This window comes from Sphingomonas endophytica (genome assembly GCF_014199415.1).
Classification (GTDB): domain Bacteria; phylum Pseudomonadota; class Alphaproteobacteria; order Sphingomonadales; family Sphingomonadaceae; genus Sphingomonas; species Sphingomonas endophytica.
The window spans coordinates 37,667-49,958 of sequence record NZ_JACIJN010000013.1 but is presented as its reverse complement, the minus strand read 5'-3'; the positions used below and the strand labels follow the sequence as shown (position 1 = coordinate 49,958).

Annotated in this window: 12 protein-coding genes; 9 read left to right on the top strand and 3 right to left on the bottom strand. The window is 68.1% G+C overall.

Annotated elements, in window-relative coordinates:
• Positions 1–29: 29 nt before the first annotated feature.
• The gene (locus tag FHS97_RS16255; protein ID WP_184040506.1) at positions 30–341 is read left to right on the top strand and encodes a PilZ domain-containing protein; all 312 of its coding nucleotides are present in this window, start codon (positions 30–32) and stop codon (positions 339–341) included.
• Between the two features lie 133 nt (positions 342–474).
• Here the strand turns inward: FHS97_RS16255 and FHS97_RS16250 are convergent, their stop codons facing one another.
• Genes FHS97_RS16250 through purM form a run of 3 tightly spaced genes read right to left on the bottom strand, consistent with a single transcriptional unit; the run spans position 475 to position 2,401 of the window.
• Entirely contained in the window at positions 475–747 is a 273-nt protein-coding gene (locus tag FHS97_RS16250) for an MmcQ/YjbR family DNA-binding protein (protein ID WP_184040501.1), read from the bottom strand.
• Positions 744–1,313, bottom strand: a complete 570-nt coding sequence (gene purN, locus FHS97_RS16245) for a phosphoribosylglycinamide formyltransferase (protein WP_184040498.1) — start codon at positions 1,311–1,313, stop codon at positions 744–746. Before purN ends, FHS97_RS16250 begins: the two co-directional genes overlap by 4 nt.
• Positions 1,310–2,401 (bottom strand): phosphoribosylformylglycinamidine cyclo-ligase, encoded by a 1,092-nt coding sequence (gene purM, locus FHS97_RS16240; protein ID WP_184040495.1) that lies wholly within the window; start codon positions 2,399–2,401, stop codon positions 1,310–1,312. Before purM ends, purN begins: the two co-directional genes overlap by 4 nt.
• A 61-nt stretch (positions 2,402–2,462) precedes the next feature.
• Between purM and FHS97_RS16235 the strand changes: the two genes are divergently transcribed.
• The 8 genes from FHS97_RS16235 to mprF all read left to right on the top strand — a co-directional run bounded on the left by FHS97_RS16235 (position 2,463) and on the right by mprF (position 12,286).
• Positions 2,463–3,692: a heavy-metal-associated domain-containing protein gene (locus FHS97_RS16235; RefSeq protein ID WP_184040492.1), complete on the top strand. Its 1,230-nt coding sequence runs from the start codon at positions 2,463–2,465 to the stop codon at positions 3,690–3,692.
• A complete protein-coding gene (locus FHS97_RS16230; RefSeq protein WP_184040490.1) occupies positions 3,689–4,309 on the top strand; it encodes an HdaA/DnaA family protein in 621 nt (206 codons plus the stop codon). Before FHS97_RS16235 ends, FHS97_RS16230 begins: the two co-directional genes overlap by 4 nt.
• Positions 4,306–6,492 (top strand): RNA degradosome polyphosphate kinase, encoded by a 2,187-nt coding sequence (locus tag FHS97_RS16225; RefSeq protein WP_184040487.1) that lies wholly within the window; start codon positions 4,306–4,308, stop codon positions 6,490–6,492. Before FHS97_RS16230 ends, FHS97_RS16225 begins: the two co-directional genes overlap by 4 nt.
• Positions 6,489–7,976 carry a Ppx/GppA family phosphatase gene (locus FHS97_RS16220; RefSeq protein ID WP_221233363.1) on the top strand — a complete coding sequence of 496 codons (1,488 nt, stop codon included), beginning with the start codon at positions 6,489–6,491 and terminating at the stop codon, positions 7,974–7,976. The genes FHS97_RS16225 and FHS97_RS16220 overlap by 4 nt, the downstream gene beginning before the upstream one ends.
• Positions 7,977–8,074: 98 nt before the next feature.
• Positions 8,075–8,458: a hypothetical protein gene (locus tag FHS97_RS16215; protein WP_184040484.1), complete on the top strand. Its 384-nt coding sequence runs from the start codon at positions 8,075–8,077 to the stop codon at positions 8,456–8,458.
• Between the two features lie 2 nt (positions 8,459–8,460).
• Entirely contained in the window at positions 8,461–9,189 is a 729-nt protein-coding gene (locus FHS97_RS16210; protein WP_184040481.1) for an AcvB/VirJ family lysyl-phosphatidylglycerol hydrolase, read from the top strand.
• A gap of 90 nt (positions 9,190–9,279) precedes the next feature.
• Entirely contained in the window at positions 9,280–9,723 is a 444-nt protein-coding gene (locus FHS97_RS16205) for a DUF2147 domain-containing protein (protein ID WP_184040479.1), read from the top strand.
• The gene (mprF, locus tag FHS97_RS16200; protein ID WP_184040476.1) at positions 9,716–12,286 is read left to right on the top strand and encodes a bifunctional lysylphosphatidylglycerol flippase/synthetase MprF; all 2,571 of its coding nucleotides are present in this window, start codon (positions 9,716–9,718) and stop codon (positions 12,284–12,286) included. Before FHS97_RS16205 ends, mprF begins: the two co-directional genes overlap by 8 nt.
• Positions 12,287–12,292 lie beyond the last annotated feature (6 nt).

The window sequence follows — 12,292 nt, the reverse complement described above, 5'->3', positions numbered from 1 at the left end:
CGGGTTTTATGGGGCAGTCGAGACACAGCTTGGTTGACGACCACAAGGCTGCGGGCCAGCCCGACGAACGCGGGCGGGGCGAGATCCATCTGTCGGCACGGATGCGCGTCCATGCCGAGGATGCGGGTTTTCTTGTGAGGATCCGCAACGTGTCGGCCGGCGGGCTGATGGCGGAACTGCCGCACCCGCTGCCGCCCGACAGCGCGGTCGAGATCAAGCTCAACGGGCTCGGCTGGGTTGCTGGCCGCGTGGTCTGGCAGACCGAGGGCCGGACGGGCGTTGCCTTCGATCATCCGATCGACGTGGCGATCGTCCACAATGCGAACGGCGCAACGCGCTAGGACTGCGCTGACGTCTTACGCGTTTACATCGTCGGTCGCCTTCGGGCACCAACCGAACGGTCTTTCGGGGCGCAACGGCGAACCGCGGGGTTCGGGAACCGGTCAGGGAAGCCGGAACGCCGCGGCTCGACGCCTAACGGCCGCCGGCCTCCAGCAAGCGCCGCGGCGCGGTCAGCTCCCAGCTTCGTGCGATCCGGTCCTCGACCAGCGGCCAATCGACATCCGCGTCGAGTGTGATCGCGAGCTCGCCCGCGGGCTCGCGTAGCCGCAGCACCGTCGCCGCATCCGCGGCAACGCGGGCGAACACCTCGCCCGCGACGAGGAAGTCTGCGCCGTCCGCCGTCGGCTGTTCGACCGTTTCCGGCAACAGCAGCGCGACCGCGCGCACCTGGTCGAGCGCGGTCATGCGCGGACGAACGCCTTGAGCACCGCCGGGTAGAGGCGATGCTCCTCGACCAGCACCCGTGCCGCCAATCGCTCGGGCGTGTCGTCGGGGCGGATCGCCACTTCGGCGCGGCCAAGCACTTCGCCGCCGTCCAGTTCCTCGGTCACGACATGCACCGAACAGCCGCCCGCCGCATCGCCGGCGGCGATCGCCCGGGCATGGGTGTCGAGCCCCTTGTACTTGGGCAGCAGCGACGGATGGATGTTGATGATCCGGCCACGCCACCGCGCGACGAATTTGTCCGACAGCAGCCGCATATAGCCCGCCAGCGCGATCCACTCCGCACCGGCCTCGCGCAGCGCGGCGTCCAGCGCCTCTTCATAGGCGGCCTTGCCGATCCCCTTCGGCGACAAGGCGAAGGTCGCGAGACCCTGCTCGCGTGCCCAGGCCAGTCCCGCCGCGTCGGGTCGGTCGGAGGCGACGAGCACGATCCGGTACGCCGCGCCCTGCTCGGCGGCGAGCGCCTGCATGTTCGAGCCGCGGCCGGAGATCAGCACCGCGACGGGTGCAGGCGTCAACGCGCTCATTGGTGGTGCGTCGCCGTCCAGTCGGCGCGCGCGCTCCACGTCTCGGTCCTGCCGGACACGGTACAGCCGCGCGCGCCCGCCTCGACCCGCCCGATCACATGGACCGTCTCGCCGCCAGTGCGCAGCGCTGCCGCGACCGCGTCGGCCTCATCGGCGGCGACGACCACCACCATGCCGATACCACAATTGAAGGTGCGCGCCATTTCCTCGGGCTCGATCGCGCCCTGCGCCTGCAGGAACGCCATCAGGCGCGGCTGCTCCCACGCGTCGGCGTCGATCTGCGCGTGCGCGTCGCGCGGCAGCACGCGCGGGATGTTCTCCAGCAGCCCGCCACCCGTAATATGCGCCAGTCCCTTGATCCTGTGGGCGCGGAGCAGCGGCAGCAGACTCGCGACATAGATGCGCGTCGGGGCCATCAAAATGTCGATCAGCAGCCGGTCGGCATCGAACAACGCCGGACGATCGAGCTTCCAGCCCTTGTCCGCCGCCAGCCGCCGGACCAGCGAGAAGCCGTTCGAATGCACCCCCGAGGACGCGAGCCCGAGGATCACGTCGCCCGCGCCGATCTCCGCGCCGGTCACGACGTCGCCGCGCTCGACCGCGCCGACGCAGAAGCCGGCCAGATCGTAATCGCCTGCGGCATACATGCCCGGCATCTCCGCGGTTTCGCCGCCGATCAAAGCGCAGCCCGCGATCCGGCAGCCCTCCGCGATCGAGGCGACGACGCTTTCCGCGACGGCGGTGTCGAGCTGCCCCGTCGCGTAATAATCGAGGAAGAACAGCGGTTCGGCACCCTGAACGACCAGATCGTTCGCGCACATCGCGACCAGATCGATCCCGACCCCGGCATGGCGATCCCATTCGATCGCCAGCTTCAGCTTGGTGCCGACTCCGTCATTGGCCGCCACCAGCAGCGGATCGGTGAAGCCGGCCGCCTTCAGATCGAAAAATCCGCCGAACCCGCCGAGATCGGCGTCGGCGCCGGGGCGGCGGGTGGCGCGGGCCAGCGGCGCGATCGCACGGACCAGCGCGTTGCCGGCCGCGATCGACACGCCGGCGCTCTCGTAGGTATAGGCTTCGTTGCTCATGTCCGCCGACTAGCCACATCGCGCTTGGATTTCCACGCCTGCTTCGCCAAAAGACCTTCCGATGCGCCATCGCCTCCCGATCGCCCTGGTTCTGACCGCCCTTGCCGCCGCGCTCGGCACGCGTGGCGTGTTCGCGCAGATCGAGGGCGGCGATCGCGGCGTCGCCGCGGTCGACAGTTCCAACGACTTCGAGGTGACCGGCGTCCGCGTCGACGTACCCGGCCCCAATGCCGAGGCGGCGCGGCTGGCCGGCTGGCGCGAGGCGCAGCGCAAGGCCTATGTCCAATTGGCGCAGCGGATGGGGGCAGGGAGCGGATCGCTCGGCGACGGCACGCTCGACTCGATCGTGTCGAGCATCGTCGTCGAGAATGAGCAGATCGGGCCGAACCGCTATGTCGCGCGGCTGGGGGTGCTGTTCGACCGCGCGCGCACCGCCGGGTTGCTCGGGGTCTCGGCCGCGGTCGCGCGCTCGTCGCCGTTCCTGGTCGTGCCGGTGCAATGGTCGACCGGCGTCGGCACCGTCTTCGAGCAACGCACCGTCTGGCAGGAGGCGTGGGCGCGCTTCCGCACCGGCAGCAGCGCGATCGACTATGTCCGCCCGACCGGCACCGGTCCCGATTCGCTGTTGCTGAACGTCGGGCAGACGCAGCGTCCCGATCGCGGCTGGTGGCGCGCGCTGCTCGACCAATATGGCGCCAGCGACGTGCTGATGCCGAGCGTCCGATTGTTCCGGCAATGGCCCGGTGGCCCCGTGATCGGCGTTTTCGAGGCACGCTACGGCCCGGACCATCGTATTTTGCAGCGCTTCTCGCTACGCGTCGGCACCGGCGCCGGTGTCCCCGCGCTGCTCGACGCCGGGGTCAAGCGGCTCGATGACATATACCAGCGGGCGCTGCGCGAGGGATATCTGGGGCTCGATCCGGGGCTCAATCCGATCACGCCCGTGACGGAGAAGCCGGTGGAGGAGGTTTCCGACCTGCTCGCCGACCAGCCGTTGCTGGCACCGACGACGCTTGCGCTGACCATTCAGTACGATAGCCCGGATGTCGGTGCGGTGACAGGAGCCGAGGCGGCGCTGCGCGGCGTGCCGGGCGTGGCCAGCGCCGCCACCACCAGCCTCGCGCTGGGCGGCGTCTCCTCGATGAACGTCAGCTATGCCGGCACGGTCGAGGCATTGCGCGCTGCGCTGGAGGCGCGCGGCTGGCAAGTCATTGGCACTGCGGCGACCTTGCGGATCCGCCGTGCTGCGCCGACGCCGAGCCCAAGCCCGCGGACGGGGCCGGCGACATGAACCAGATCGCGCTGCCGCTGGCATGGCCGGCGGAGGAACAGGGCGAATTTCTAGTGGTCGAATCGAACGCGCGCGCGGTGCGGATGCTCGAACATTGGGCGACCTGGCCGGTGCGCACCGCGGTGCTCGGCGGACCGCCCAAGTCGGGGCGCTCGCTGCTCGGTCGAATCTTCGCCGCGCGATCAGGTGGTTGGGTGATCGACGATGCCGATGCGATCGACGAGGGCACCTTGTTCCACGCCTGGAACCGCGCGCAAGAGGAACGCCGGCCGTTGCTGTTGATTGCCTCGGCGGTCGCGCCGGCGTGGCAGGTTTCCCTGCCCGATCTCCGTTCGCGGCTCGCCGCCAGCCCCGCCGCGACGATCGGTGCGCCGGAGGAGACGCTGATGTCGGCGCTATTCGAGCGCGGCTTCGCGCGGCGGCACCTCGAGGCGCGCGCCGACCTGATCGCCTGGCTGACCGCCCGGACCGAGCGGAGTCACACCGCCGTCATGGACACGATCGATACGCTCGATCGTGCCGCGCTGGCGGGGCGCCGCCGGCTGACGATCCCGTTGGCGCGCGAAACCCTTGATCTGGACAAGACGGCAAGGAACCGGAGCGACTTTCGATCATGACACGGCCCGTAAGTATCGTGCGTAAGGATGCCGAGGCGGCGCTCAAGCTGGACGATCCCTTCGTGGAACGCGACGGGAATCGGTATTTCAATCGCGAGCAATCGTGGCTCGCCTTCAATCGCCGCGTGCTGGAAGAAGCCTGCAATCCGGCGCATCCGTTGCTCGAACGGCTGCGCTTCCTCGCCATTTCCGGCGGCAATCTCGACGAATTCTTCATGGTTCGCGTCGCCGGCCTGAAAGGACAGCAGTTGCAGGACGTCGAGGCACGTTCTGCCGATGGGCTGACTCCCGGGCAACAACTGGCGGCGATCGTCGAGCAGGCCGATGCCCTGATGGCCAGCCAGCAGGCGGTATGGCGCGACATCCGCCGCGAACTGGACGACGCTGGGATCGCGGTGCTCGGCAGCCGTTCGCTCGAAGGGCTCGATGCCGAGCAGCGCGCGTGGCTCGAGACCTATTTCCAGGAGCAATTGTTTCCGGTCATCACCCCGCAGGCGCTCGATCCGGCGCATCCATTCCCGTTCATGCCCAACAAGGGGATGGCGGTGATGTTCGATCTGGTGCGCCGGTCGGACGCCGAGCCGATCCGCGAGTTGGTGATGTTGCCGGCCGCCATGCCGCGGTTCGTGCGGCTGCCCGGCAACGACCGCGCTTCATACGTTGCGATAGAGTCGATCCTCAAGCGGTTCTCCCATCAGCTTTTTCCTGGCTATGACGTGCTCGGTGCCGCCGAATTCCGCGTGTTGCGCGACAGCGATATCGAGATCGAGGAAGAGGCCGAGGACCTCGTTCGCTATTTCGCCAATGCGATCAAGCGGCGACGGCGTGGGCGCGTCATTCGGCTGGAGCTGGAAACCGGCATGCCCGATCGGCTCGCGCAGGCGCTGCGCGAGGAACTGGGGGGCGCGGATACGATCGTGACCGAAACCGGTTCGTTCCTCGGCATCGGCGATCTGTCGCTGCTCGCCGACGAGGATCGTCCCGACCTGAAGTTCGTGCCGTTCACACCGCGCTTTCCCGAGCGAATTCGGGAGTTTGGCGGCGATTGCTTCGCGGCGATCCGAAGCAAGGACATCGTCGTCCACCACCCTTACGAGACCTTCGACGTCGTGCTCGCCTTCCTCAAGCAGGCGGCGAACGATCCGGACGTGGTCGCGATCAAGCAGACGCTCTACCGCGCCGGCAAACAGTCTGCGGTCATCAGCGCACTGATCGCCGCGGCCGAGGCGGGCAAGTCGGTCACCGCCGTCGTCGAGCTGAAGGCGCGGTTCGACGAAGAGCAGAATCTGCAATGGGCCAGCGCGCTGGAGCGCGCGGGCGTGCAGGTCGTCTATGGCTTCATCGAATGGAAGACCCACGCCAAGGTCGCGATGGTGGTGCGGCGCGAGAACGGCAAGTTCCGCACCTACTGCCATTTCGGCACCGGCAACTATCATCCGATCACGGCGAAAATATATACGGATCTCAGCTTCTTCACCGCCGATCCTCGCATCGGACGCGATGCGGCGCGGATGTTCAACTACATCACCGGCTATGTCGAGCCGGCCGACATGGAACTGGTGGTGCTCAGCCCGCGGTCGCTGCGCGAACGGTTGCTGGCGCGCATCGACGCCGAGATCGCGCATGTCCGCGCCGGGCGGACGGGATCGATCTGGGCGAAAATGAATTCGCTGGTCGATCCGATCATCATCGAGAAGCTCTACGAGGCGAGCTGCGCCGGCGTGGAGATCGATCTGATCGTGCGGGGTATCTGCTGCCTGCGCCCGAAAGTGCCGGGCATGTCGGAGAACATTCGGGTCAAGTCGGTGGTCGGCCGCTTTCTCGAACACAGCCGGATCGCGGCGTTCGGCAATGGCGCGGCGCTCCCCAACGACGGCGCAGTGGTCTACATCTCCTCGGCGGACTGGATGCCGCGCAACTTCGATCGCCGGGTCGAGTATCTGCTACCGCTCCAGAACGAGACGGTGCACGATCAGGTGCTCGATCAGGTCATGGTCGCGAACCTGATCGACAATGAGCAGAGCTGGGAGCTGGAAGCGGATGGTAGCTATGTTCGCGACACGCCGGGCGAAAGGCCGTTCAACCTCCACCGTTATTTCATGGTCAATCCGTCGCTGTCGGGTCGCGGTGCGGCACTGGACGGCGATGAGGTGCCGGTGCTGTCGCTGAGGCGCAAGCGTTGAGGTGGCCGAAGCGCGCCGCGGAGCCGCCGGAAGCGGTGACCTCCGCGGAACCGCGCACCGCGATCATCGACATCGGTTCGAACTCGATCCGGCTGGTCGTCTACCAGGGGCCCCCGCGACTGCCGGCGATCCTCTTCAACGAAAAGGTGCTGGCCGGGCTGGGGCGCAGCCTCGCGGAGAGCGGGTCGATCGACGAACAGGCGATGGCGCTCGCCTATACCGCGCTCCACCGTTTTGCGGCGCTGGCGCGCGCCATGGAGGTCAGCACGCTGCGAACGGTCGCGACCGCTGCGGTGCGCGACGCGAGCAACGGTGGCGATCTGATCGCGATGGCCGAAGGCGCCGGACTGTCGGTCGAAATCCTGCCCGGCGAAAAGGAGGCGGAGGCCGCCGGCTATGGTGTGCTGTCCGGGATCCCGGATGCGGATGGCATCGTCGGCGACCTTGGCGGCGGCAGCCTTGAGCTGGTGCAGGTTCGGCGCGGCGAATTGTCGCGGCGCGCATCCTTTCCGCTCGGCGTGCTGCGGATCGCCGCGCTGCGCGAGAAGGGGCGGCTCGACCGGCAGGTCCGCGCCGTGCTGGACGAACATGGCTGGCTGGGCGCAGGAAAGGGGCTGCCTTTCTATCTGGTTGGCGGATCGTGGCGCGCGCTGGCGCGGCTCGACATGGAGGCGACTCGCTATCCGCTGCCGGTAATTCACCAATATGCGATGTCGCAGGAGACCGTTACCCGCCTCCGCCGCACGCTTGCGCATGTCGGCAAGCCGCGGCTGAAGGACGTGCCCGGCCTGTCGTCCGGGCGCATTCCGACGCTGTCAGATGCCGCCGCGCTGCTCGCGGCGATGTTGAAGCATCTGCGCAGCAGCGGCACGGTCGTCTCCGCCTACGGCCTGCGCGAGGGGCTGCTCTACGAACGTCTGTCGCCCGAGCAACGCGCCGCCGACCCGTTGATCGTCGCGGCGCGCGACGAAGGCCGACGCAGCGGTCGCTTTCCCGAACATGGCGACCTGCTCGATCGCTGGATCGCGCCGTTGTTCGGTGACGATCCGTACGCCGACGCACGGTTGCGCGTCGCTGCCTGCCATCTCGCCGACGTCGGCTGGCGCGCCAATCCGGACTTCCGTGCCGAACGCGGCATGGAGATCGCGCTGCACGGCAATTGGGTGGCGATCGATGCGCGTGGGCGCGCGATGCTGGCGCAGGCGCTCTGGACCGCTTTGGGCGGCGCGATCGACAGCCCCGCGCCGCTCGCCATTCTCGCGGGGGAGGCGAGCCTGCGCCGCGCGACGCAATGGGGGCTCGCGATCCGGCTCGGGCAGAGGCTGAGCGGCGGGCTTGCCGCTCCGCTGACCCGTGCGACAGTCAGCGCACAGGGCGGCGTCCTGCGGCTCCAGCCGGGCGATCCGGCGCTCTATGGCGAGACTGTGCAGAAGCGCCATCGCGCGCTCGCGACGATGATGGGGATGCAGGCCGAACTGGTATAAGTCGTACAGGGCGAAAAAATCCCCGTAGCAGCGGAAGATGACGGAACGGTCATGTTCCGGACAGGGGATTGCGAAGAGGTGCCGGGCAGAAGCACGGCATGGGCGATCCCTTTCCTCTCGACCGGTCGCGCCGCGACCCCGATGACCGGCAACGCTCACGATCGGCGCTTGACGAGCGAGTCTGCCGGCTGATCTGCCCGATGGCGGCGGCGATGGTCGGGGTCTGCCTGACCGGGATCGGGTTGCTCCATGTCGGTATCGCATGGGGCAAACGCGCGAGCTTCGCCGACGATTTGCTGGCCATCGACTCGCTGATCTTCCTGATCGCGATGCTGGCGTCCTATCTTGCGGTGCGCACCCCTGACGCGCGGCGGCGGGCGTGGCTGCACCGGCTGGAGCAAGTGGCTGACGCGAGCTTCATCGTTGCGATGCTCCTGCTGACCGCCGCGTGTTTCGTCATCACTTATGCGGTGAGCGCCTGACCATGCCGGGGCCGCGCCGCAACCGGTTCGCGATCACCGTGGCGACGCTTGCCGCGCTGATGCTGCTCATCACGGGTGGGGTCGGGTATCTCGGCTATTTCGGCGGTCCGGTTCTGCGCGCCTTCCCGGCAACCGCGCCCGCGCCGCATGGCGCCCAAGGCACGCAGGTGCTCTTCCTGTCGGGCGACATGGGGCTGAACGCCGGCATGGCGCCGCGGGTGATCGCGGCCTTGAACGCCGGGGGGTTGTCCGTTCTGGGTTTCAACTCGCTGACCGCGTTCGGGACCCGCCGCACTCCCGCCGAGGCGGTTGCGATCGTGGCGGCAGCGATCAGCCGGGCCGAGCGGAATCCCGGTACGACGCGCGTGGTATTGATCGGCCAGTCGTTCGGTGCGGACATGCTGCAATATGCCAGTGCGCACCTTCCACATGCCTTGCGACCCGCGGTGGCGCGGGTGATCCTGCTCGTGCCCGGCAATACGTTATTGTTCAAGGCCAGCCCGGGCGGGGTGCTGGATGGCGCGCCCGATGCACCCGCGCTGCCAAGCGCGCGGCGGATCGACTGGACTCCGCTGACCTGCATCCAGGGCGCGGCGGAGAGCCACAGCCTGTGTCCATTGCTGCGCGGCCCGAACATGCGCCGGATCGCGCTGCCGGGCGGGCATTTCATGAACTACGACGTGTCTCTGATCGCGCGGACGCTGCGCGGGGTGATCGCAAACGGTCGCTGATCCGTCATCTTCATTACAGATAATTCAGCCGTCGTCGACGTGGCCGCAATCAACGACGGCCTATGATTGGCAGATCACAGGGGATCACATATGTTCGCTTTTCGCCTCGCCGCGGCGGTCGCCGCCCTGATGACGGCCGTCGCCGTTCCCGCCGCGGCGCAACCGCAGAATGCTGTGGCACCGGCGACGATCTACGGCGTTTGGATGAACCCGTACAAAAGCGTCGCAGTGCGCACCGGGCCGTGCGGCGACCGGCTGTGCGGCTGGATCGTCTGGGCGAACGAGGAGGCGCAAAACGATGCGCGCGACGGCGGGACGCCACGGTTGATCGGCACCGCGCTGCTCGAGAACTACCGTGCCGAAAAGCCGGGGAGCTGGTCCGGCACGGTGTTCGTCCCCGACATGAACCGCCGCTTCTATTCGATCATCCAGCAGGTCGGGCCGGACCAGATGAAGGTGAAGGGCTGCATCCTCGGCGGACTGCTCTGCAAGTCGCAGCTATGGCACCGGATCGCGGACGTTCCGCATGCATGAGGCGCGGGTGTGGCTGACGCGGCATCGCACCGCGCTGTCGCTCGTCATGGTGCTGGTGCTGATCGCCCTCGGATTCGCGGCGATGCAGCAACTGACGCGCGAACTGCATTTCTCGCACATCCGCGCCGCGCTTCATGCGCTGACGCCGTGGCAGATCGCAGCGTCGCTGCTGTTTACCGCGCTCAGCTATCTGACCCTGACCGGTTACGACGTGCTGGCACTGCGGATCATCGGGCGGCCGCTGCCGTGGCGGGTCGCCGCGCTCGCGTCGTTCACCAGCTACACGCTCAGCCATAATCTCGGGCTTTCGCTGCTGACCGGGGGGTCGGCGCGGTATCGCATCTATACCGCCGCCGGGCTCGACGGGCCGGACGTGGCGCGGGTGATCGGCATCGCCAGCGCGACCTTCTGGAGCGGCGTGGTCACCGTCGCGTCGGTCGCGCTGCTGGCGCGCAGCGGACCGATCGAGCTCGCCGGCGTCGCGATCCCCGCCGCCGTGTCCCACGCGATCGCCGCGACCATCCTGGTGCTGATCGCCGCGATCATCATGCTGTGCGGCAATGCGCGCGGGCCGTTGCGGCTGTGGCGGTTGAGCGTGCCGCTGCCGACGATCCCGCAAGCCCTCGCGCAGATCGCGCTCGCGGTGCTCGACACCGGCACCGCGGCAGCGGCGTTGTTCGTGCTCGTCCATGGGGCGGCACCGGCGTTACTGCCCGCCTTCATCCTCGCCTATGCGCTCGGCATCGTCGCAGCGGTGCTGGCGCACGTTCCCGGCGGGATCGGCGTGTTCGAGGCGGTGGTGCTCGCCGTGCTGCCCGGCGACCGCTCGATCGCGTTCGCGGCGCTGATCGCCTATCGCGTCATCTATTACCTGTTGCCGCTGGCGGTCGCCGTCGCGATCCTGGCCTGGCGCGAGGGGTTGCGGCGTCGCCACCTCCTCAACCATCCGCTGTCGTCGCGGTTGCTGCGCGATGGGCGGGCGGTTGCCAACGGCATCGCGCCGCTCGCACTGAGCGCCGCGACCTTCATGGGCGGCGCGATGCTGTTGCTTTCGGGGTCGCTGCCGTCGCTCCATGCGCGCTTGGGGGCGCTCGCGTCGATCGTGCCGCTGCCGTTCATCGAGGCAAGCCATATCGCGGGCAGCCTCGTCGGCACCGGGCTGCTGCTGCTTGCCCCCGGCCTCTATCGCCGGCTCGACGGCGCGTTCGTCGCGACCCGCGCGCTGCTGCTCGCCGGCGCGGCCTTCTCACTCGCGAAGGGGATCGATTATGAAGAGGCGATCGCCTGCCTCACGCTCGCTGCGATGCTGCAATGGACGCGTGGCGCCTTTTACCGCCGGACGGCGCTGACTCAGATCCGCTGGTCGGCGGGATGGCTCTCGGCAGTGCTGGTGGTGCTCGCCGCGGCGGTGTGGATCGGGCTGTTCGCCTATCGTCGCGTCCCGTACGAGGATGATCTGTGGTGGCAATTCGCGCTGCGCGGCGATGCGCCCCGCTTCCTGCGCGGCACCCTTGCGGCGACGGTGGCGCTGTTCGCGGCGCTGGTCTGGCGGTGGATGTCGCCGCCACAGGCACCCGAGCCGCGCGCCTTCGAACCGGCGGCGCTCTTGCGGGTGCTCGCATCCGCCGATCGCACCGATGCGATGCTTGCGATGATCGACGACAAGCGGTTGCTCTTTTCCGAGTCGTGCGCGGCGATGTTGATGTACCAGGTCCGCGGTGCGAGCTGGATCGTGATGGGCGACCCGGTGGGGTCGCGGGACGACTGGCCCGAATTGCTGTGGCGGATCCGCGACAAGGCCGATCAGGCGCAGGGCCGGTTGATGCTGTACCAGGTGACCGGGCCGGTGCTGGAGCTGGCGATCGGCATGGGGCTGCACGTCATCAAATATGGCGAGGAGGCGATCATTGACCTCCCCGACTTCACGCTCGACACGCCGCGGCTGCGGTCGGTGCGCAAGGCCGAGCGTGCGGCAGCGCGGCGCGGGCTGAGCTTCCGGATCGTCCCCGCCGCGGCGGTGCCGGTCGTGCTGGACGAACTGGCGGCGATCTCGAACGAATGGATGGCGGCAAAGGGGCATGCCGAGAAAAGCTTCAGCCTCGGCCATTTCAGCCGCGACTATATGCAGCGCTTCGATGTCGCCTTGGTGATGGAGGGCGAGCGGATCGCCGCCTTCGCCAATCTGTGGCTGACCGAGAACCATGCGGAGGCGTCGGTCGACCTGATGCGCCATCGCGACGATGCGCCGCATGGCACGATGGACTTCCTGTTCGTCAACATCCTGCAATGGGCGAAAGATCGCGGCTACCAGCGCTTCTCGCTGGGGATCGCGCCGCTGTCGGGAATATCCGGGCGGCGGCTGGCGCCGGCCTGGGCGCGCGCGGCGTCGCTGGTGTTCCACCATGGCGAGCGCTTCTACGGCTTTCGAGGGCTGCGCAGCTATAAAGAGAAATTCGCCCCGCGCTGGGAGCCGCGCTACATCGCCGGGCCGAAGGGGATCACGATGATCCGCACCTTGCGCGATCTGTCGCGTCTGATTGGGCACGCGCCCGCCGTGTCGTGATCGACA

Coding starts and splice junctions, on each gene's coding strand:
- FHS97_RS16250 (WP_184040501.1), bottom strand. CDS start 747: ATGACCGCGCTCGACCAGGTGCGCGCGGTCGCGCTGCTGTTGCCGGAA.
- purN (WP_184040498.1), bottom strand. CDS start 1,313: ATGAGCGCGTTGACGCCTGCACCCGTCGCGGTGCTGATCTCCGGCCGC.
- purM (WP_184040495.1), bottom strand. CDS start 2,401: ATGAGCAACGAAGCCTATACCTACGAGAGCGCCGGCGTGTCGATCGCG.
- FHS97_RS16235 (WP_184040492.1), top strand. CDS start 2,463: ATGCGCCATCGCCTCCCGATCGCCCTGGTTCTGACCGCCCTTGCCGCC.
- FHS97_RS16230 (WP_184040490.1), top strand. CDS start 3,689: ATGAACCAGATCGCGCTGCCGCTGGCATGGCCGGCGGAGGAACAGGGC.
- FHS97_RS16225 (WP_184040487.1), top strand. CDS start 4,306: ATGACACGGCCCGTAAGTATCGTGCGTAAGGATGCCGAGGCGGCGCTC.
- FHS97_RS16215 (WP_184040484.1), top strand. CDS start 8,075: ATGGGCGATCCCTTTCCTCTCGACCGGTCGCGCCGCGACCCCGATGAC.
- FHS97_RS16210 (WP_184040481.1), top strand. CDS start 8,461: ATGCCGGGGCCGCGCCGCAACCGGTTCGCGATCACCGTGGCGACGCTT.
- FHS97_RS16205 (WP_184040479.1), top strand. CDS start 9,280: ATGTTCGCTTTTCGCCTCGCCGCGGCGGTCGCCGCCCTGATGACGGCC.
- mprF (WP_184040476.1), top strand. CDS start 9,716: ATGCATGAGGCGCGGGTGTGGCTGACGCGGCATCGCACCGCGCTGTCG.